At 69.1% G+C, this 21,165-nt stretch carries 17 protein-coding genes; 5 read left to right on the forward strand and 12 right to left on the reverse strand.

Translation table 11 applies throughout. The features are described from left to right. Positions 1-570 precede the first annotated feature (570 nt). From L0U85_RS17825 to L0U85_RS17835, 3 genes are read right to left on the reverse strand one after another with little or no spacing between them, the layout of a single operon-like run. Positions 571-2,340, reverse strand: a complete 1,770-nt coding sequence (locus tag L0U85_RS17825) for a serine hydrolase (protein ID WP_241379107.1) — start codon at positions 2,338-2,340, stop codon at positions 571-573. Between the two features lie 10 nt (positions 2,341-2,350). Beyond that, positions 2,351-3,643, reverse strand: a complete 1,293-nt coding sequence (locus L0U85_RS17830; protein ID WP_241379108.1) for a DUF1343 domain-containing protein — start codon at positions 3,641-3,643, stop codon at positions 2,351-2,353. Continuing rightward, positions 3,643-5,475, reverse strand: coding sequence for a glycoside hydrolase family 3 protein (locus L0U85_RS17835; RefSeq protein ID WP_241379109.1), 1,833 nt, complete (start codon positions 5,473-5,475; stop codon positions 3,643-3,645). The genes L0U85_RS17830 and L0U85_RS17835 overlap by 1 nt, the downstream gene beginning before the upstream one ends. Positions 5,476-5,740: 265 nt before the next feature. Between L0U85_RS17835 and L0U85_RS17840 the strand changes: the two genes are divergently transcribed. Next, positions 5,741-6,688 carry an NmrA/HSCARG family protein gene (locus L0U85_RS17840; protein WP_241379110.1) on the forward strand — a complete coding sequence of 316 codons (948 nt, stop codon included), beginning with the start codon at positions 5,741-5,743 and terminating at the stop codon, positions 6,686-6,688. 817 nt (positions 6,689-7,505) lie between these two features. After that, the gene (locus L0U85_RS17845) at positions 7,506-7,976 is read left to right on the forward strand and encodes an OsmC family protein (RefSeq protein WP_241379111.1); all 471 of its coding nucleotides are present in this window, start codon (positions 7,506-7,508) and stop codon (positions 7,974-7,976) included. Positions 7,977-8,007: 31 nt separating this feature from the next. Here L0U85_RS17845 and L0U85_RS17850 read toward each other — a convergent pair whose 3' ends face one another. From L0U85_RS17850 to L0U85_RS17865, 4 genes are all read right to left on the reverse strand, one after another. After that, positions 8,008-8,652 (reverse strand): cellulose binding domain-containing protein, encoded by a 645-nt coding sequence (locus L0U85_RS17850; protein WP_241379112.1) that lies wholly within the window; start codon positions 8,650-8,652, stop codon positions 8,008-8,010. Between the two features lie 142 nt (positions 8,653-8,794). Next, the gene (locus L0U85_RS17855; protein ID WP_241379113.1) at positions 8,795-9,115 is read right to left on the reverse strand and encodes a hypothetical protein; all 321 of its coding nucleotides are present in this window, start codon (positions 9,113-9,115) and stop codon (positions 8,795-8,797) included. Positions 9,116-9,456: 341 nt separating this feature from the next. Then, complete coding sequence (locus L0U85_RS17860) at positions 9,457-9,909, reverse strand: VOC family protein (RefSeq protein ID WP_241379114.1); 453 nt, start codon at positions 9,907-9,909, stop codon at positions 9,457-9,459. Positions 9,910-9,998: 89 nt separating this feature from the next. After that, entirely contained in the window at positions 9,999-10,475 is a 477-nt protein-coding gene (locus tag L0U85_RS17865; RefSeq protein WP_241379115.1) for a MarR family transcriptional regulator, read from the reverse strand. Between the two features lie 89 nt (positions 10,476-10,564). Between L0U85_RS17865 and ribA the strand changes: the two genes are divergently transcribed. After that, positions 10,565-11,197, forward strand: coding sequence for a GTP cyclohydrolase II (ribA, locus tag L0U85_RS17870; RefSeq protein WP_277606006.1), 633 nt, complete (start codon positions 10,565-10,567; stop codon positions 11,195-11,197). A gap of 20 nt (positions 11,198-11,217) precedes the next feature. Further along, positions 11,218-12,162 carry an NADP-dependent oxidoreductase gene (locus L0U85_RS17875; RefSeq protein WP_241379116.1) on the forward strand — a complete coding sequence of 315 codons (945 nt, stop codon included), beginning with the start codon at positions 11,218-11,220 and terminating at the stop codon, positions 12,160-12,162. Here the strand turns inward: L0U85_RS17875 and L0U85_RS17880 are convergent. Then, positions 12,159-13,133 carry an oxidoreductase gene (locus tag L0U85_RS17880; protein WP_241379117.1) on the reverse strand — a complete coding sequence of 325 codons (975 nt, stop codon included), beginning with the start codon at positions 13,131-13,133 and terminating at the stop codon, positions 12,159-12,161. The genes L0U85_RS17875 and L0U85_RS17880 overlap by 4 nt on opposite strands. A gap of 227 nt (positions 13,134-13,360) precedes the next feature. Between L0U85_RS17880 and L0U85_RS17885 the strand changes: the two genes are divergently transcribed. Then, positions 13,361-13,810, forward strand: coding sequence for a GNAT family N-acetyltransferase (locus tag L0U85_RS17885; RefSeq protein ID WP_241379118.1), 450 nt, complete (start codon positions 13,361-13,363; stop codon positions 13,808-13,810). A gap of 58 nt (positions 13,811-13,868) precedes the next feature. Here the strand turns inward: L0U85_RS17885 and L0U85_RS17890 are convergent, their stop codons facing one another. The 4 genes from L0U85_RS17890 to L0U85_RS17905 form a co-directional block, all read right to left on the reverse strand. Continuing rightward, complete coding sequence (locus L0U85_RS17890; protein WP_241379119.1) at positions 13,869-16,823, reverse strand: RICIN domain-containing protein; 2,955 nt, start codon at positions 16,821-16,823, stop codon at positions 13,869-13,871. A 144-nt stretch (positions 16,824-16,967) separates the two neighbouring features. Beyond that, positions 16,968-18,416 (reverse strand): family 43 glycosylhydrolase, encoded by a 1,449-nt coding sequence (locus tag L0U85_RS17895; protein WP_241379120.1) that lies wholly within the window; start codon positions 18,414-18,416, stop codon positions 16,968-16,970. Positions 18,417-18,581: 165 nt separating this feature from the next. Next, positions 18,582-19,898: a jacalin-like lectin gene (locus tag L0U85_RS17900; RefSeq protein WP_241379121.1), complete on the reverse strand. Its 1,317-nt coding sequence runs from the start codon at positions 19,896-19,898 to the stop codon at positions 18,582-18,584. A 137-nt stretch (positions 19,899-20,035) separates the two neighbouring features. Then, entirely contained in the window at positions 20,036-21,142 is a 1,107-nt protein-coding gene (locus L0U85_RS17905) for a PP2C family protein-serine/threonine phosphatase (protein ID WP_241379122.1), read from the reverse strand. Between the last annotated feature and the right edge of the window lie 23 nt (positions 21,143-21,165).

Consider the following 21,165-nt stretch of genomic DNA (forward strand, 5'->3'; position numbering starts at 1 on the left):
CGAGCCATTCCCCGTGTCCAGGACCAGAACAGCACACCCAAGCGGCCCGAGACTCCGCCCTCCGGCCGCCCGACCCGACACCCCCGCAGCCCACCGAACCAGACGCGACATGAGTTCCCCCCGAAACTGACACCGCCACAACCCCGCCAGTGCCGCCGAACCGGCCTCGAGGGTCCCGCTCCCTGCCCCCACGTCCGACCTCCGTGGCCGACAGGGCACCCCCGGCCCCCACGCAGCTCCTCATCGCTGCCTCGTCTGAAGCCCGACCGAGAATCACCGAACAGCCGAAGACACCGCCCCACCCAACCATCCACCTCGTCATCGCCGCCGCCTTTGGTGCAGAGGAATCATTCCGCGCACCGCTCCCGCCAGCGCACCCGCGGCCATTGCCGGGCTCCGGAGGCGTAGTCGCTTGGACCTCGATTCTGAGACGCACTCCGACGAGACGTCCAGCCCGGTCGCTGACCCGCTTGAATCCCAATCGACTACGGCGCTCAGGCCGAATATCCCCCGCCCGCCCGCTCCGCAAACCGGTATGAGGAGGTTTTCATCAGTTGGTGCTAGAACGGGTCAATCACGGCTGGGGTACCAGCCCTCGGCCTCGAAACGAGAGTCGTCCTGCGGCAGCGAGCTGTTGAACACGATCTTCCAGCCCTGCCTGACCCGGACCTTGTCGACGTAGACGCCACGGCCCTGGTAGTCGGGGCCGCTCGCGTACGTCCACCGAAGCCGGCCTGTGCCGTCCGGCAGTTCCGCCCGCGCGTCGATCCACTGCCGACCCGAGAAACCCGCGAAGGACCCGTCGGTCTGCCAGCGGTGCCCGCCGGCGCACAGGTCGAGGGGGACGCTTGTCCACGTCTCGCCGTCGGCACTGGCCTCCAGTGTCCCCACGTCGCTTGACTCGGTGTCGTACCAGAGCGCGAACTCCACCGAGCCGCGGTCGACCGGCGCGTGCAGCGGCGCGGTGAGCGTCGCCGTCGTCCCGTCGGCCTGGCCGGAGTACCAGGCCTCGCGGCCGGTGCGCGGTGTCACCGGCACCGCCCGCCCCATCGGGCGGCTGGCGGCCCGCCGGTAGGAGCTGACGGTTCCGCGGCCCCTCGTGGGGTGGACGCGGTTGCTCAGGAGCACCAGCATCGTCCCGGCCAGCGGGTCGAGGACGATTGATGTGCCGGTGTATCCGGTGTGGCCCGCCGTGACCGGTGAGGACATCGCCTCCATGTACCAGCGTTGGCCGAGCTGCCATCCCAGGCCGCGGGCCGCACCGGCGCCGAGGCCGGGGCTGGCGTCGGTGAAGACCAGCCGCGCCGTGGCTTCGCTGAGGACGGTGGCGTCACCGTACCGGCCGCCGTTGAGGACCATCTGCCCGAATACGGCCAGGTCCCAGGCGGTCGAGAAGATCCCGGCGTGCCCGGCTACGCCGCCGAACGACCAGGCGTTCTCGTCGTGGACCGAGCCGCGGATCATTCCGCGCCCTGTCCACGGCTGGTATTCGGTGGCGGCGACGCGGTGCAGCGCCTCGGGCGGCGGGTTGTACCCGGTGTCGGCCATCCCGAGCGGCCCGGTGACGAACTCTGCGACGAGGTCGTCGAGTCCCGAACCGGTCGCGCGTTCGAGCGCCTCAGCCAGCACGATGAGGTTGAGGTCGGAGTACTCGTAGCCGCTTCCGGGCGCGCGACGCAGGGGCCGGGCATAGATCTCCTCCATGCGAGCCCGGTCGTCCGGCAGGTCGTACAGCCGGATGAACGAGATCATCCCCGAGGCATGGGACAGCAGCTGTCCCATGGTGATCGGTGTCTTCGCCGGGTCGAGGCCGTCGAATTCGGGCAGGTATTCGACGACGGGTGCGGCCAGGTCGAGGCCTTCGTCGATGAGCCTGCCGGTCACGGTGGCGGTGAACAGCTTCGAGATCGACGCGAGGTCGAAGAGGGTGTCGGTGCTCGTCGGCTCCCACTGGTCGGCTGGCAGTTCGACCGCCGTGTCGGTCTCGTCTTCCCAGCTCGCGTAGCGCAACCGGTGGCCCGCGGCGGCGTGCTTCACCACGACGCCGTCGAGGGCGGCTAGCACCGTGAAGCCGGGGAACGACGGCGTCGGGCCCTCCATGAAGGCCGAGACCTCTGGGACGATCCGGTCGACGTGCTCGGCGAGCAGGCCGACTTCGGACGCCTCGCCGCCGTGAAGCACGTGCGGCGTCTCGGGGAAGGACACGTCGCCCGGTCCGGCCGTGGGCGGGCCGGTGAGACCGTGGACCGCCGTCAGCTCTTCGGCCCCGGCGCGGCCGCCTCCGGTGAGCGCGGCGAAGGCCGCGCCCGCGGCGCCGCTGATGATCATTCGGCGGTTCACAGCCACTCCTTCATCGGCCCTTGCGTCGGTATATCAGGTGGGATTCGCGGATGTCGGCGAATGCGGCGAGGTCGTCGGTCCAGAGCCCGGTCACTTCGTCGATGCCGGCGCCCTCCTCAACGGCCAGGCGGATCTCCTGATTGCCGGTGAGCTTGTCGAGCCAGTACGAGCCGGGGCCGTCCTGGTCGCGCCAGCCGTACTGCCCGAACGCTTCGCGCTGCGCGATGATCATCGCCAGCGCCGTCCTGACGGGGTCGAAGGCGTCCCGGTCGGTCACTTGGACTTCGACGCCGCCGCAGACCGCGTCCGCCCATTTGGAGAACGTCGGTTTGAAGTACGCCTCGCGGAACATCGTGCCCGGCAGGGCGGCCTCGCCGAGTGCCTCGGCCCAGCGGTGGTCGATCTCGGGGGCGCCGATCAGCTGGAACGGCTGCGTGGTGCCGCGCCCCTCGGACAGCGCGGTCGCCTCGAACAGGCACGTCCCGGGGTAGAGCGCGGCGGTGGCCGGCGTCGGCATGTTCGGCGACGGGGCCACCCACGGCAGCCCGGTGTCCTCGAAGTGCATGCGGCCGTGCCAGCCCTGCATCTCGACCACGGTGAGGTCCACTTCGGTCCCTACCGACTCGGCGACGAATTCGGCGTTGAACAGCCGCGCCAGTTCTCCGACGGTCATGCCGTGGCGCTGGGCGATCGGCTTGAGCCCTACGAAGGTCGAGTGCTCGGGGTGCAGGACCGGGCCGGAGGCGGCGGCACCGGAGACCGGGTTGGGCCGGTCGAGGACGACGAACCGCAGCCCGAGGGAAGCGGCGGCCTCCATGGCCAGGTACATCGTCCAGATGTAGGTGTAGAACCTCGAGCCGACGTCTTGGATGTCGAACACGACGGTCTCCACGCCGGACTCGGCGAAGAGCTCGGCCATGCGGTCTTTGTTGTTGTAGGCGTTGAAGACCGGGATGCCGGTCTTGGGGTCGAGGAAGTAGTCCTCGCCTTCGCCGGCCTGTGAGGTGCCGCGGAAGCCGTGCTCGGGCCCGAAAACGGCGACGATGTCCACATCGCCGCTCTCGTGCATGAGGTCGACTTCGTGGCGCAGGTCGGGGAGGATCCCGGTGGGGTTGGAGACGACGCCGACGGCCTGTCCGGCCAGTTCGGCGAAGCCGTTCTCGGCGAGGACCTCGATTCCGGTCTTGACGCACCTGCCGGGTCCGCCGCTCGCGCCGGTGGTACCGAGGGCGGGCAGTGCCGCGCCGCCGAGGACGGCGGCGGTGCCGCCGAAGAGCCTGCGCCGGTTGATCTTGCCGCTCATCAGTAGCTCAATCCGTGTCCGAAGGGGAACAGCGCGGTGGCGGGGTCGTCGGCCGACGGGATGTCGACCGGCAGCCTCCCCTGCGGTTCGGTCTCGCCGAGGATCGCCTTGACCGCAGATTCGAGGCCGCCGGCGCCGTAGGAGTAGGTGGCGAGGTAGGCGTTCACGTCGTCGGGGTAGCGGGCGATGTCGTACGGGTTGCGCACGCCGACGGCCACGACCGGGACGCCGGTCTCGTGCAGGGCCGCGACGAGAGCGGCCTGGCCCGGTGCTGTGGCGACGCCGTTGGTGGTGACCACGACGAGGTCTTTACCCTCGGCGGCGGCCACGGCCGCGTCGATGTCGTCTTGAGCCGGCCTGATGCCGGTGACGACGTTGTCGGCGTTCCAGCCGCGTTCGCTCATTTCACCGGCGACGGTGGCGGTGGTGGTGACGCCCCAGCCGGTGACGAGCGCGTCGCCGGTCGCGGCGGCGGGGAGGGCGCCGTCGTTGACGACCAGGGTCGTGGTGCGGTCGCTGATGGCCTGTGCCGTCTCCAGGTGCTCGTCCGTGCCCACGACGCCGTCGATCGCGTCCACATAGGCGTACGGGTCGTCGAACAGGCCGAGGTCGTACTTCAGTTCGAGGACGCGGGTGACGGACTCGTTCAGTCGCCGCTTCGGGATCTCGCCGGTCTCGACCGCGTCGAGCACGGCGTTGTAGGCCAGGTCGATGTCCGGCGGCATGAGCAGCATGTCGGCGCCTGCGAGCAGCGCGAGGACGGGGACGCGGTCGTCGCCGTAGCCGGTGCGGACGCCCTCCATCTGGAGCGAGTCGGTCACGACCACGCCGTCGTAGCCGAGCTGCTCGCGCAGCAGGCCGGTGAGGATCGGCTCGGAGAGCGTCGCGGGGGTCAGGGTCTCGTCGAGCGCGGGGAACTGGATGTGGGCGCTCATGACGGAGTCGACGCCCTCGGCGATGGCGGCCTCGAACGGCGGCGCGTCGAGTTCGGTCCACTCCTGGTAGGTGTGGTCGATCTGGGGTAGGTGGGTGTGGCTGTCGGCGGTGGTGTCGCCGTGGCCGGGGAAGTGCTTGATGGTGGACGCCAGGTCGCCGTCGGACTGGTATCCGGCGACCTGGGCGGCGACCATGTCGGCGGCGTGCTGCGGGTCCGAGGAGAAGGAGCGCACTCCGATGATCGGGTTGCCGGGGTTGACGTTGACGTCGGCGACGGGAGCGAAGTTCTGGTTGATCCCCATGGCGCGCAGCTCGTCGCCGCTGATCTCGGCGGCGGTGAGGGCGGCGTCGGCGTCGTGGGAGGCGCCGAGGGCCATCGCGCCGGGCAGTTGCGTGGCCGGCGGGCCGATGCGGGTGACGAGACCGTGCTCCTGGTCGGTGGAGATGAGCAGCGGAGTCCCGGTGTCGTCGAGGGCGGTCTCCTGGAGTCCGTTGGAGAGCCCGGCGATCTGGTGCGGCTCATTGACGTTGTCCGACCAGGAGAAGTAGATGACGCCGCCGAGGTGGTACTGCTCCAGCAGCTGCGCGGCGTTGTCGACGCCGTGGTCCGCGCGGTTGTCGGCGACGTCGTCGGGATCAGTGGTGTCGGCGGTCTCGCCGTAGGCGTAGGTGACGAAGAGCTGGCCGACCTTCTCTTCGAGGCTCATGCCCCTGAGGTGGTGCTCGACGAACCAGCGTTTGCGGATCTCGTCCCAGTCGTCGTGGATCGCGCTCTGTTCGGGCACTGGATCGGACAGCGCGGTGACCGTACCGGCCGACGCGGCGACCAAGGCGACTCCGGCGGTGGCGAGAAGGCCGATCGCCCAGCGCCGCTTGGATTTCGGTTTCAACTTCATAGTGCAGACTCCCGTCTGGACTGGGGTGGACTCGGCGACCGACGGGTCGCGGTCATCTTCGGTGGTGTGCCGGCCCGCGGGAGTGATGGGCTCCCGGGGGCGAAAACGTCCCCATCGGATCATCCTGGCAGAACACTTCATATTGAAGCAATGCTTTGAAGAGAATTTTCATGTCTGATCCGGACGAGTGCGGTGCCGGTTGTCTGCTCGGCACCGACAGTGCCAGGATTGGACTGAAGGACCAATCCCGCATAAGGGGGCATTCATGGCAAACGACAAGAGGATCATAGCGGTAGTGGGAGCCACCGGCGCTCAGGGTGGCGGACTCGCACGCGCCATTCTCGCTGAGCCCGAAGGGGAGTACGCCGTTCGCGCGCTCACTCGCCATCCCGATTCCGACGCGGCGAGGGAGCTCGAAGATCTCGGCGCGGAGGTCGTCCGGGCCGACCTCGACGACGAGTCGAGTGTCGCGGGTGCCTTCGACGGGGCCTTCGGCGCCTTCCTGGTCACCAACTACTGGGACCACGGAGATCCCGGACGCGAACGCGCCCAAGCCGGAGCGATGGCTCGAGCCGCGAAGGTCGCCGGCGTCAGGCACGCGATCTGGTCCACCCTGGACGACACTCGTGACCGGGTGCCGCTGGACGACGACCGGATGCCCACCCTGCACGAGGTCTACAAGGTGCCCCACTTCGACGTGAAGGGCGAGTCCGACGAGCTGTTCACAGAGGCCGAGGTTCCCACGACCTTCCTCAGGACCACGTTCTACTGGGAGAACCTCCTTGGGGCCATGAGCCCGCAACGCCGCGACGGCGACCTGGTCGTATCACTGCCCATGGGCCGCAGCAAACTCGCCGGTATCGCCGTCGATGACATCGGCAGGATCGCCTTCGGCGTCTTCAAAGGGGGCGAGCGGCACATCGGTGAGACGATCGCCGTCGCGGGCGAGCACCTGACCGGCGACGAGATCGCCGCGGCCTTCTCCAAGCTGCTCGGCGAGAAGGTCGTATACGAGCCCATGCCGTTCGATGCCATGCGGTCGGCGGGGTTCCCCGGCGCCGACGACATGGCGAACATGTTCCAGTACTACACCGAGTTCGACGACGAGTTCACCGGCGACCGGGACCTCGACAGCGTCCGCAGGCTCAACCCCGAACTCCAGACCTTCGAGGAGTGGCTGGCCGCGCACCGCGAGGCGTTCGCCGGACTGTGACCCGCCGTGGAGGGGCCCGGCCGCGGCCGGGCCCCTCCACGTGCATCGTGACCCCGGGCGTAGCCGTTCTCAGACTCGCGTGGGACGATCGTGACGTCGGCTGAGCGCTCCGAGGCGAGCCGGCGCAGCACCGATGAGGAGGCCGGTCATGAGAGGACTGATCCAGAGCGTCGTGATCACCGCGGTCATGGCGGTCGTGCAGCGGCTGTGGCACGCCTACCGGCGCGGCCGGTCCACCAAGAAAGGCTCCGGAACCGTCTGAGACGCCCTTCGGTCTCGACCTAGTCCTGTCGTCGTCGGCCCCAAGCGATACGGCCGACCCCACCCGGGACGAAGGTCCCGCGACAACGAGCTTTCCGGCCCTTCCCAAGCACTGTCCGACGGGGCGAAGCTTGAAGCAGAAACCATCTATCCCGGCGGCCCGGCGACGCGGGGCGCAGAAGGGACGGAAGGAACCGACCGCGTGGGTGTGCAGCACCAACACACCCACGCGGTCGCCGCTCTCTCAGCCGCGTCACTCCGAGGGCGTCCCGGGGCCGCCTCACACATGGAAGCCGTCGCAGGACCGATCTCCTTCCGGACCGAATCGATTCCAATGAGTACGGCAGCGATTGATCGACTATGGAGCGTTCGATCGTGTAAATCCTTGCGCACCAAGCGATCTGCCAATGCAGTGAGGCGGAACCGACTTGCGGCGTCGCAGTCGGCCGCCGTCGCGCGGCGGCGCCGTTCACCCGGCCCGCGAACGCGAAATCCGATCCCGGAATCCCGGAGCGCGGCTAGGCTGGCGGCGAGTCCCTATCCGAAGGAGCTGCCGATGCGCGGCGAACACTACTACGAAGTCACCGTCCGGTGGACCGGGAACACCGGATCGGGCACCCTCAACTACCGGGACTACGGGCGCGACCACGACGTCCTCGTCCAAGGCAAGCCGACGATCAAAGGCAGCGCGGACCGGGCCTTCCGCGGCCACGAGGACCGCTGGAACCCCGAGGACCTGCTCGTGGCCTCCCTGTCCGAATGCCACATGCTCACCTATCTGGCGCTGTGCGCGCGGAGCCGCGTCGTGGTCGTCGAGTACGAGGACCTGGCGACCGGGCGCATGGAGGAGACCGGCGGATACAGCGGGCGCTTCGCCGAGGTCGTCTTGAACCCCAAGGTGGTCATCAGCGACGAGTCCAAGCTCGAAGAGGCCGTCGAACTGCACCAGAGGGCGAGCCAGGCCTGCTTCATCTCCAAGTCGGTGAACTTCCCCGTCCGTCACAACCCGACCGTCGAGGTCGCCTGAGCCGTTGAGCGCTCCGGCTCGGGTCCGTCGGTCAGGGGGCCGTGACCGAGCAGGGCACCGTGCCGGGGAGGACGTGGTCGTCCTCGGCCTCCGCCTGGAAGCTGGGGCCGGCGTGCTCGCCGGGCCCGAGCGTCCCGTTGAACAGGACGTTTCGGTAGCGGTCGTCCTCCACATGCTCGATGCCCCATGTCGCAGTGATCTCGACGCCTTCGACGGCGAGGTCGATCTCCCAGCCCTCGATGGTCTCCTCGCCGGTGTTCGTGACGTCGACGCCGACGGAGATCGTGTCACCCCATCCGCCTTCGAGCGTCAGCTCCGCGCTGCATCGACTCGCGGGCGGCGCGGGCTCGTTCGGTTCGGCGTCCGCGGACGGCTCGTCCGAGGCGGCCTCGCTCGGTTCGCTCGACGGCGTATCGGGGGTTGCCGTGGGTGTGGGGCTCGCGCCGTCGGAGTTCGGGACGTCGGACTCGGCGTCGGGGGAGATGCCCGGGGCTCCTTCGGTCAGCAGGTCGATGTCGTTCCAGTCGGGCAGGTCCGGCTCGTCGTCCCCGAGGACGGTGATGAACTGCCAGACGGCGATGAGCACCGCCGCGGCCGCGATGGCGCCGAGGGCCTTGAACAGGCGGCCGTGCAGGCGCCCGCGCAGCAGCGTGGGCCGGTCCTTCCAGGCGCGCATCGCATCCTCTTCCAACATGGATGATCGGGGGTTCGGGCGCGCCCGGGCCGAATGCGGACCTGAGGGTGTCGCGTCCACGTTGTAGCGTACAAGTCGGTGAGGACCGCCGGTGCGCAGGTAAGCGGTAGCCGTTCGGTCGGGATTAGTCCTCCATGAGACGCATACGGAGTTCGCCGGGACCGACCGAGACGATGCGGTAGGACAGCTCGAGCTCGTCGGGAGCGCCGGAGGTGTAGATCTCGTCGAGCTTCGGGCTCCGCCACCGTCCGTCGATCGCCCTGGGGGCGTCGGTGGCGCTGTGCTCGTAGCGGATCACCGAGCCGTCGGGGTGGAACTCGATGCTGTCGCGGCCGCGTCCGAGCGAGAGCGGATCCTCGAACGGCCGGTAGACGCGGATGCCGGCCTCGTCCTCCTCCGCGATGTGCACCCAGCGGCGGAACAGCTCTTCCGGGGGCTCGCTCATGATCACCTCGTGGACGTCCGGCTCGGGCGAAGCGCCTCTAATCCGTGTGTCCCTCGAATTTTAGGCCGCCGAGGGCGCGCGGTCATCGGATTCCGCCCCTTCGCGCCGTGAAGCGAAGGAGCCGCGCGGCCCGGCGAGGCGTATTCCGGCAGCGTGTCGAGCAGGTGGTGTATGCGGGCATGGTGCCCGCCGGCGCGTGATCTCCAGCCGTCTCTCGGCCATGGTTCGCCCTCTCAGGGGTCGCCGCCAGAACGCATGAACGTCGCATTGACGAATGCGAATCACTATGCGAGGCCGTCGCCTTCGGTGATGATCTCGGCACGTGCTCCGAGGTCCCGGTGTCAGGCGTGGGCGCAGAACTCGTTGCCCTCGGGGTCGGCCATGACGACCCACTTGCTGCCCTGCTCGTCGTGGGCGCTCAGGCGGGTCGCCCCGAGGTCTTCGAGCCGCGCGGCCGCGGCCTCGAAGCAGTCGGCGCCGTAGTGGAGATCGAGGTGCAACCGGTTCTTCACGGTCTTCTTCTCGGGCACGACCTGGAAGAGGATCCGGGCGCCCCTGCCGACGCCGCTCTGCGGGTCCATCGGGTCGTCGGGGTCGCGGATCGCAGCGGCGGTCTTGAAGGCCTTGCGCCCGTCGACCTCGATGAAGTCGTCCTCGCCGATGGCGCCCTGCCGGTGGAGGATCTCGATGAACGCGGAGTGGTCCTCGACGACGTAGCCCATCGCCTCGGCCCAGAAGTTCGCGAGCAGGTGAGGGTCGGTGGAGTCGACGCAGATCTTGAAACGAACAGCCATGCGGCCGATGATAGGGCCGGGCGACGACGTTTCCGGCCGATGCGCGGCGATACGGCCAACGCGGGCCCGCACGGTCGCCATCCGGAGGCCTACCAGCAGGCCTCGCCCTTGCGTTCGAGGATGCGGTCGCGGACCTTGCCCAGCCCGTCGGCGATCGCGGCTCGTTGCTCGGGCGTGAGCACGTCGATGATCAGTTCGCGCACCATCTCCACGTGCCCGGGGGCTGTGCGTTCGAGCAGTGCTCGGCCCTCGTCGGTCAGCTCGGCCATGACCCCGCTCCCGCTCCACTCGCAGGGGCGCCGCCGCACCAGCCCGGCCTTCTCCATCTGACCGATCTGGTAGGTCAGGCCGCTCTTGGAGTTGATGAGACGCTCGGCCAGCTCGGTCATGCGCATCGCCCGGTCGGGCGCCTCGTTGAGCCAGATGAGGATCTCGTACTGGAGGTGGGAGAGGCCGGCTTCCTCTTTGAGCTGCTGATCCAGCTCGCGGTCGACCAGGGTGCCGGCGGCGATGAACGCCAGCCACATCCGCATCTCCTCATCGTCCAGCCATCTGGTGTGATCCATGCCTCTATCATACCTCCTTGTTTAAATTTGAACTCAAGTGTAGCTTGATCGTAGCAGTTCAAATTTGAACTAGATACATCGGAGACGACATGGACAACGCACCCGCGACCGCCGCGATCCGCACCCGCGTCACGATCCCCCTGCGATTCTCGGACGGCTACGCCGCCACCGCCGAGGCCGTTACCTTCAAAGGCCTCTCCGACGGCGCCGAGCACCTCGCCCTCATCCTCGGCGACCCGGACCCCAGGACCACCCCGCTGGTGAGGATGCACTCCGAATGCCTCACCGGCGACGTCTTCGGCTCGGCCCGCTGCGACTGCGGTCCGCAACTGCGCGAAGCGGTCGAACGCATCGCCGAGCGCGGCGGCGTCCTGCTCTACCTGCGCCAGGAAGGACGCGGCATCGGCCTCTACAACAAGCTCGACGCATACGCCCTCCAGGACGACGGCCTCGACACCTACGAGGCCAACCTCGCCCTCGGCCTGCCCGAGGACGGCCGCGACTACACCGCCGCCGCCCAGATGCTGAACGCGCTCGGCGTCGAGTCCTTCGAGCTTCTGACGAACAACCCCGACAAGGTCCGGCACCTGCGAGACTTGGGCCTGACCGTGGCGAACAGCGTCCCCACGGGCGTCTTCGCCACCGGAAGCAACGTCCGATACCTGGAGGCCAAAGCGGTCCACACCGGCCACACCATCGCACTCGCCGGCCTGGCCGTCTGAGACCGAGAGAGGAACCCGTCGTGCGCGCAGTCATCGCGACCGATTTCAACACCGAACCCGAACTCGCCGAACTGCCCGTCCCAGAACCCGGGCCCGGCGAGGTCCTCGTCCGCCTCGAAGCGGCAGGGGTCAACCCCTTCGACTGGAAGGTGGTCGACGGCGCGCTGCGCGAGCAAGCCGACCACGCCTTCCCGATCGTCCTCGGATCGGACGGCGCCGGAGTCGTCGAGCTCGTCGGCCCCGGCGTCACCTCTCTGGCACCCGGCGACCGCGTCTTCGGCCAGTTCATGGACGTCGAACGCGGCCGCGGCTCCTACGCCGAGTTCGCCCTCGCGCCGGCCGAAGGCAAGCTCGCGCACTTGCCGACGACCCTCCCGTTCGACCTCGCCGCCGCACTGCCGACCGCCAGCGCCGCCGCCCACGACTTCGTCGCGGCCACCGGCCTCGGTTCCGGCCAGACCCTGCTCATCAACGGCGCCTCCGGCGGCGTCGGCCAGTCGGCCGTGCAGCTCGCCGCGGCAAAGGGCATGCGGGTCATCGGCACGACCGACCCGGCTACCGCCGAGTACCTGCGCGAACTCGGGGCGAAGGAGGTCGTCGACTTCACCGAGGCGCCCGCGGTCGACCAGGTTCGGCTCGCCCACCCCGACGGCGTCGACGCCGTCGTCGACCTCGTCTCGGGCCCCGACCAGATCAAGGCGGTCGCCGGACTCCTCAAGCCGGGCGGGACGATCATCAGCTCCAACACCGCCGTCGATCCAGAGGCGCTGGCCGAGCGCGGGCTGCAGGGCGCGAACCTGTACGCCCAGGCGACGCCGAAGACCCTTGGATCCCTTGCCGAATCGGTGGTGAACGGGGAGCTGAAGGTCCGCATCGACTTCAAGGCGCCGCTGGCGGAGGCGCCGACCGCGCTGGCGCGCTCGCGCGCCGGAAGCGCGCGGGGCAAGACCGTGCTGTCCATTTAGTCAGTCTGGTCGGGATCGTCCGGCCCCCGACCGACGTCCGTCTGAACGGCGGCGAACTCGTACCTGACCCCGGTCAGCTCTTCGGAGAGCGCCCACAGCCGCGCCGCCGTCTCACGGTCCTCGGCCGGAGCATCGGGCCGCACCACTCTCGGTGGGCCCTTCCATTCTCGCCGGCCGTCCGGGCCGATGTACTGGCCGCTCTCGGCGCGCGGATCGGTGGCGGCGTAGAGGGAGGTCAATGCGCCGCTTTCGCTCGATTGGGTGAACAGGCGCAGCACGAGCCGGCCGATCGGTCGGGTCAGGGTGGTGAACCCGTTCTCGACCAGGCTGGTCGCCGCGAGGCCCGGGTGCGACACCAGGCTGCGAACCGGGCTGCGGGACGCTCGCAGGCGCCGGTCGAGTTCGAGTCCGAACAGGAGGTTCGCGAACTTCGACTGGCGATAGAAGCCCATGCCGGAGTAGTCGCGCTCACCGGTCAGGTCGTCGAAGTGGATGCGTCCGCCGTAGTGCGCGAGGGAGCTGACGGTGACGACGCGCGGATCGCGCCCGTTCCCGATGCGGTCGAGCAGGAGCCCGGTGAGCGCGAAGTGGCCCAGGTGGTTGCTCGCGAACTGCATCTCGTGGCCCTGCGGGCTCAGGGTGCGCGGCGGGGCCATGACACCGGCATTGTTGACCAGCACGTCGACCTCGGCGTCGTCGGCGCGGAACCGCGCGGCGAAGTCATTGACCGAGTCGAGGTCGGCCAGGTCGAGGCGGCGGATCTCCAGGCTTGCTCCCTGGCGTTCCTCGCCGATCCTGTCGGCGGCCTCGCGGCCCTTGGCCTCGTTGCGGACGGCGAGGACCACGTGCGCGCCGCGGAGCGCGAGGTGCCGGGCCGTCTCGAATCCGAGGCCGCTGTTGGCGCCGGTGACGATGGCGGTCCTGCCGGTCTGGTCGGGTATGTCCTCCGCGGTCCAGGGCTCGGCGCACATGACGGTCTCCTCGACTTCTTAAGGTGAATTGCCATTCATGATAGTTCGCGCGACAGGCCGGCGACCCTGGGCGAGCGGCCCGGTGCCGGCGCCCGCGGTCCCATGGGCGGCCCTCCCCGACCGGACTCACCGGAGCCCCGGAGCGCCTGAGTCCCAATTGGAACGAGGAGGCGAGCGGCCGCTCGTTGAGGGTTGCTTCTGCGATGGCGCCGCCTACACTCCGGGGCATGGTTGCTGTGAAGATCCGGCGCGCCGGCGCGCTGGACGCGGAGTCGTTGACCGACCTCGTCCAGACCTCGGGCGCCTATCGCGGCCGGTACGCCTCGATCATCGACGGGTACCGCGTGACGCCCGACTACCTGTCCCTGCACCAGGTCTTCACGGCCGTCGACGAGGCCGGGCGGTCGCTGGGGTTCTACGCGCTGATCCTGGAGTCCGCGGAACTCGACCTCATGTTCGTCGCGGACGACGCCCAGGGCCGCGGCATCGGCCGGATGCTCATCGAGCACATGATTCTCCAGGCGGCCGAGGCCGGGCTGGCGGAGGTGCGGGTGGTCTCGCACCCGCCCTCAGTGGAGTTCTACGAACGCATGGGCGCCAAGCGGACCGGCGTCGTGCCGCCGTCACCGCCGACGGTGACGTGGGAGCGTCCGCACCTGCGCTTCGCCGTACCCTGACACGCGATGGCCCGCCGCCCCTCACGAGGGGCGGCGGGCCCGCTGTTCGGTGTCCCCGTTAGACGTCCGGGGCCTTGGCGAAGACCTCGATCTCGCTCATCGTGATCCATCCGGCCTCGCCGACGGTCATGTGGAGCCGGACCGCCGTGGTGCGCGCGTCCACCCCCACCTCGACGATCGGGGAGCCCTCGGTGCCGACCTCGACAGCGTCGCCGGCGTCCACCCAGGTGCCGTCTTCGGCCAGGTACTGGACCTGGAGTTCGTCTGCGAAGGTGTTCGAGCTCGCGTCGCGGTAGAAGTAGGCGACCACCCGGGTCAGGTCGTGCTCCTTGGGGAGCGTGAACGTGATCGTGTCCTCGGTGCGCTTGTCGCCGGAAACCCAGTTCGACCAGGCCTTGTCGGTCAGGTCGCCGTTGCGCAGGCGCTCGGTCGAGTAACCGCCCTCGGTGAAGGTCGCCTCGGTGACCACGCCCTCCTCGAGTGCGGCATTCGCCTCGATCGCCTCGGTCACCGTGACGGCCACCTCGGCGTCCACCGGCGAGCCGTCGATCAGTTCGGCGGTACCGCCCAAGAGCACCTCGCCGAGCTCGTCGAAGGCGCCCTCAGGGGCCTCCTGCCACAGGACCGGCAGTTGGACCACGGTGCCGCGCTTGCCGACGGCGCTGACCGTCTCGGGCAGTTCGGGGACGCCGCCCCGGTAGGTGGCGGCCTCGGCGGTCTCGGTCCCGGTGAAGGTGTCGACGCTGACCTTGGCGTGCGCCTTGAAGGTGTTGCCGAGCGCGTCCACGGCCTCGCCGAAGACGTTGACGTTCCGCGGCTTCTTCCAACGCCATTCGTCGGGCATGTCCCAGACGACCGGCAGCTCGCCGCGGACCCCGTCGGGCCGCACCGCGGGGACGGTGTCCGGCAGGTCCGGGACCAGGCCGGGAACGGTGTACGTCTCCACGGTCTCGAGGCCCAGGACGGTCTCGTCGAACGTCGCCCAGCGCTGGTTGCCTCCCGAAGTCGGCGTGTACGTCTGGACTGGCGCGCCGTCCTCGGTCGACTGCCCCCACACGTCGAGGACCCGGCCTGTGCCGGAATTGACCAGCACGTATGTGCCGTCGCCGGTCGTGGACGCATACCACTGCGCCGCGTGGTCCGGATCGCCCTCGGCGTCCTGGAGGACCGCCAGATCGTCCTCGCCCACCGCCAGCCGCATGCCGTTGTCGGCGTTGACGATCTGGTAGCGCTCGCGGTTGGTGTCGCCCTCGGTCACCTGGTCGACGTACCACAGCTGCTCCAGGCTGGAGACGTCCTCGGAGCGCTGGACGATGCCGGTCGCGTCGGCGTTCGGGGCGATCGACTTTCCGCTGGCGAAACCGCTGAAGCGGTAGACGTGATCGGGCTGGAACATGGCCGCGTCCTCGGCCGCGCCGGAGACGCCCTCGATGAGGAACGTCGTGACCGACCGTCCCGGCACGGTCAGTGTCGCGCTCGTGCCGTCGACCGCGACCGACTCGCCCTCGACCAGGGCGCCGTCGGCGCTGGAGACGACCGGGGTCACGGTGGCGTCGCACTCGACCGAGCCGAAGTCCGACAGGTCGATCGTCACCTCGCGGGCGCCCGCGTTGGAGTGGACGTACACCAGTGTCGCGTCGTCGCCCTCACCGGAGACCGCCGCCGCGCTGTCGGCGTCGTCGACCTGCACGAAGCGGTCGCCCGGCTCGATGTAGTGGGTGAAGTTGCGGATCGTGTCGAACTTCGTGTTGGTCTGGATCGGGCAGGTCTCCAGAGTGTCCTCGTCGGTGCAGTCGAACGGGATGTGGATGCTGCCCCAGTTGCCGCCGCCCTCCTGCTGCGGGATCGAGTCCTCGATCGGCTGCCAGAACACCCAGGCGGAAGGCTCCAGCTCGCGGATGTCGTCGACGATGCGGTCGGCGATGCCCAGGCCCGTGGCCATGGTCTCGTAGTCGGTGGGGGAGTGGAAGCTGCCCTCGACCTCGCTCATCCACAGTGTCTTCTCGGCGGCTTTGGCCAGGTCGCGGACGCTGGTGCGCTGGCCGGTGCCGTAGGTGTGGACGTTCATCTGGTCCACGACTGCGCGGGCCTCGGCGCTGTAGGCGTTCCAGTTGGCGGTGAACGTTCCCGGGTTGGTCTCGTCCATCGCCGAGATCACCGCCTCGGTGTCGGCGTCCCGGAGCTCTTCGGCCAGGGCCAGCAGCACCTGCTGCTGGAGTTCGGGGCCGGCGTGGGCGCCCTCCTGGCGGCCGCCGACGGGCTGCACGCCGTCGGGGCCGAGCGTGGTGCCCCAGTAGTTCGTGTTCGGCTCGTTCAGCGGGTTGACCGTGTCGAACTCGATGCCGTGCTCGTCTTCGATGCGCTCCATGACCTCGGTCATGTAGATCGCGAACCCGTCTAGGGTGTCGGTGCGGATCTGGTCGGCGTTCGAGTCGAACCCGCCGGAGACGTAGCCGGAGACGGTCTGGAAGTACGGCGGGGAGTTCGAGAAGGCTTCCCAGTGGTCCACATCGTCCTTGATCTGGTCGACCCACCAGCGCTGGTCGGCGTCGGCGTCCCAGTTCCAGTGCTCGGGGTTCTCGGGGTCCCACCAGTCCTTGTCCTCGTGGGTCGTCCCCTCGGGGGCGGCCCAGAAGCCGGGCATGTCGGCCCCGTCCTTCATGTAGTCCGAGCTGATGTTCGGGGCGTTGCCGCCGCCGACGTTGTAGCGGGCGATGTTGAGGTTGAGGCCGTCGTCGCCGAAGACCATGTCCACCAGCCGCTCGCGGATCTCCTCGGGGTAGCCGCCGGTGGCGTTTGACATCCACACGAGGCTGGTGCCCCAGCCCTCCCATTCGGGGTGCTGGTAAGAGGGGTCGATGCCGATGGTGACGGAGGATTCGGCGGGCTCGGGGCCGGCCGCCGGGTCCGACTGGGCGAACGCCGGCACCGCGGCGGTCGCGGCCGCCAGGGTGAAGCCGGCGGCGCTCGCGATGGCGAGTGCGCGCCTGCTTCTCGGTCTCGGGGATGACATCGTTGTCTCCATTCAGGCGATTCCGATCGAACAATGTCGATGTTCCCACAGGACCGAACGTTTGTGAACACTCTTTGTCTAACGGTTCGAGGAACCAGACGGCGTTGCGGCGGCGGGAACTCGCCCCGCCGCCGCGCGCCACGGTTACTCCAAAATGTATGTCGCGGCCGACTGCTCGGCGGCCGTGGAGGCCGGTTCGATGCGCACCAGCCCGTCCACGCGCCTGATGTACCGACCTGGGAAGTTGTACGACTCGAACGACTCGGCCGCGCTGTCGGCCAGCCCGTCGCGCCGGTGGAAGCTGGCGTCCGAGCGGAACAGCGAGGAGCCGTCGTCGGTCTCCAGCCACATCTCGTAGTTCTTGTGCCGCAGGTAGCGGCCCGGATAGTTCGCCGACTCCAGTGATACCGTCCCCGAACCGGCCAGGCCCGGCACCATGCGGAACTGCGAATCGGCCAGCATCGCCGGACTCGAGTCGGCCCTGAGCTGGAATTCGTAGTGGTGCAGGAACACCCCGGACTGGCCGTGCGCGGCGAACCGGTACGGCGTCGGCCCGTCGGCGACCGGGATCCCGAAGTTCGGCGTCCCGTCGGCGTTCCAGTAGAACTTCTGGAGCCTGGTGTGCCGGTTCGGGTCGTACAGCGGTTCGCCGTCGATCTCCTCGTAGGGCCGGGCGTGGTAGACCAGGATGTCGCTCTGCCCGTCCTCGGAGACGGTGAACGAGTTGTGGCCCGGCCCGTACTGGCTCGTGGCGTCATTGCTGCGCAGCACCGGCTGCGAGTTCTTCGTCCACGAGGCGGGGTCGAGCAGGTCGGCGCTCTGCGAGGCCGTGAGCAGCCCGATCGCGTAGTTCGCGTCGGTGGCGCTGGCCGAGAACGTCATGAAGATCCGGCCGTTTCGCTTGATGACGGCCGCGCCCTCGTTGACGTTGTGCCCGATGGTCTCCCACGAATGCGTCGGCTTGCTGATGCGCACCGGCTCGCCGGTGATCGTCCACGGGTTCGACATCGCCGCGAGGTACAGGCTCGTGCCGCTGCCGAGCTCGGGGTCGCTCTGCGCCCAGCACAGGTACCGGGTGGTGTCATGGGTGAAGGTGGTCGCGTCCAATGAGAACGAGTCGCGCGGGGTGGTGATCTGGCCTTTCTCGGTCCAGGTCCCGCTCATCGGGTTCGCGCTGGCGTTCTCCAGTGTGTACATGCGGATGCGCCAGATGTCCTCGGCCCGTCCGGCGGCGAAGTAGATGTACCACTTGCCGTCGACATAGTGGATCTCCGGCGCCCAGATGTGCTCGCTCATGGGGCCGCTGGAGTGCTTCTGCCACACCGTGGCCTCGGGCGCGGTCGCCAGGCCCTGGAGGGTGGTCGAGCGGCGCATGATGATGCGGTCGTACGCCGGGACGCTGGCGGTGAAGTAGTAGTAGCCGTCGGTGTGCCGCATGATGTGCGGGTCGGCGCGCTGCTGGATGAGCGGGTTCTGGAACAGAGCGGGCGCGGCTTGGGCAGGGCTGGCGCCGATGCCGGTGGCGGCTCCGACGAGGACCGCCGCACCGGCAGTCTGGAACAGGCGGCGGCGGCTGAGAGGGGAAGACTGCATGGGCACTCCACGTTGTCGATGGGTTCCGAACATTCTCGACAACAGATACACAAATGTCAATAGAGCCATGCAGGGCTCCGCCGCCACCCGGTGACGATCGGGTCATTCGCCGTTCACGGGGTCGAGGTGGCCCCGCAATGGGCGGCAGGTCCCGCTGCGCGCTGTTCAACGTCTCGTGTAGATGACGCCGACCTTGTCGAGCTCGTCCCCGGCTCTGCCGTGGAACCCGGCAATCTGCCAGCCCGACGGCGCGCCGTACGTCGTGCAGTCGTCCGTACGGGTGCCCGCGGCGAGCGTCCGGCCCGTGCTGGTGGTGAATCGGGCGTGGAAGATCCGGGTATGGCCGTCGTGCTTGGCCCGGCACAGGAACAGCTCCGTCGGGTACTCGCCCGACCGCATCGCCAACGTGCCGAGCGTGCCGCCGCTGCCGCCGTGGTCGAGCGACGTCCCGCCGGCCAGCGTCATTCCGATCTGGTCGACTCGCGACCCACCGCGTAGTCGCAGTTCGGTCGCGGCGGCGCCGGGCGAAATGTCGTCGACGTCGGTGAAGAAGTCGCCGTGCGGCCCGCCGAACTGGTCGCTCATGCGGAGATCGGCGCTCGCGGCCCAGTCGAAGTCGACCGCGATCGGGTAGTGGTCGGACAGCGGCTCGTCGTTCGCGTCGCGGAAGGCGCCGTCGTCGTTGCGGTACGCGACCGCTTCGAGGCCCACGTGTTCGCCGCCGCGATAGAGGACCTTGTCGACGACCTCGCACGAGGCGCTCACGGTCGCGTCGTCGCAGACGATCGCCTCCTCGCCCTTGTCCGGCGCGTCGCCGCCGCGGACCAGGTCGACCCACGGGTCGGACAGGCCGTTGGCCGCCGCGAAGGCGGCGATGTCGTCGCCCTCGCGCGTGTAGCGGGTGTTGGTGTCGCCGTAGACGATCACGGCGTTGCCCGCCGAATGCGACTCCATGAACGCCGACACCTGGGCGAGGTTCGCCCTGCGAGCAGCCAGGTCGCCCGATTTGACGCCCGCGTCGGTGTGGAGGTTGTACAGGTCCACCCACGCGCCCTCGGCGAGCCGGGCGCGCATGAACGTGAAGCCCTTCGGAGTCAGGCAGTCGCCGGAGCCGCTGGAGCAGTCGTCCCACTTGACGCGCTCGAAGTCCTCGAACGGCAGGTGGGAGAGCGTGTTGAGCCCGTCGCCGAACGGCACGCCGCCGCTCGTCGGCGTGCGGTGCGCGTGGTCGTCGGCCTCGTACAGCGAGGCGTGGTAGTTGAAGTCCTCCTGGACGTGGACGATGTCGTACGGGTCCAGGCGCGAGCCGATGATCGGCGTGTTGGTCTCGGGGTCGCCCTCGCCCAGGCCGAGGGGGAGACCGGCGATGTTGTAGGTGAGGACCGACAGTGAACCGCCGGGGGCCTCCTGCGCCGATGCCGGGGCGGCGAGGCCGATCGCGGCGATGGGGGCGAGTGCCGCCAGTGTCCTGAGTATTCGCATGTGCTGCTCCAGTTCGCAGGCGCCGGCGCGGGGTCGCCGGCGGGGGCACCCACCAGCTTGACCGAGATGTATGGATTGTTCAAGGCCTGTGGCTTACGCGGCTGTTGCACCCGAGTGACGAGACCATGGCGCGTCCGTCAGACCAGATCGGTCCTGCCCCGCGCCCGGCCGGTGCGGGCGACGGCCACCAGGCTCACATCGTCGTCCAGTTTCACCACGAAGCGCGCCAGGTCGTCCCAGACGAAGTCGATCAGCCGCTGAGGCGAGGGCGGCACGACCAGGCCGCGCAGGTGCTCGGCGAGCGGGTAGTAGCGCCCGTCGGCGTCGCGGGCTTCGGTCAGTCCATCCGAATACGCCAGCAGCATCTCGTCGGCGCGGAACGGCAGCGTCGTCTCGGCCAGCGGCCGCTCGTTCCCTTCGAGCCGCAGGCCGAGCACTCGGCCGGGCTTGAGGTCGACCTCCTCGACGCGGTCGCCGCGCAGCAGCAGCGGCGACGGGTGACCGCACGACAGCAGCCGGATGTCCTGCGATTCTTCGCTGAACTCGATGAGCAGCACCGAGGCGAACAGCTCGGGGATGTAGCCCTCGTCGGCGTCGAGCACGACGCGCCGCTCCAACCGCGCGGCGACGTGTTCGAGGTCGGGCTCGTCGAGGATCGCCTCGTGGAAGGACGCGAGCACGGTCGCGGCCGTGCTCACCGCGGGGAGCCCGTGGCCCTGGACGTCGCCGAGGATCATGCGGATCCCGAAGGGGCTGTTGCGGATGTCGAACAAGTCGCCGCCGACCCGCGCGCCGCGCTGCGCCGAGTGGTACCGCCCGGCGCACGTCAAGGCGCCGACGTGTTCGGGCAGGTCGGGCAGGACCGCTCGCTGGGCGGCCTCGGCGACGCTCTCGATGGTGACCATGCGTGCCTGGTAGCGTCCGCGCACCCAGGAGATGCCGATGCTGACGGCGCAGACGGTGGCGACGGCGAGAACGTCGCCGCCGTCGAGCTGGTCGGACTGGGGGATGGGCGCGGCGGCGAGGCCGGTGACCGTCACGGCGATGATGGAGGTCCACACAGGCCCGAGGACGAACGCGGCCAGGAGCGGCACGACGGCGGTCGCGAAACCGATGTGGACGGGGTCGGGGGCCGCCACCTGGAGGACCGCGATCTGCAGCAGCGCGACGATGGGCAGCAGCCGCAGCCAGCCGGGCACGTGGCCGGGCTTCAGGGCGTCGTCGTCGAGCACTCTCGGGCTCATGGGCCGAGTCTATGGCGAATCGG

Source organism: Glycomyces sp. L485, assembly GCF_022548875.1.
GTDB lineage: Bacteria > Actinomycetota > Actinomycetes > Mycobacteriales > Micromonosporaceae > Glycomyces.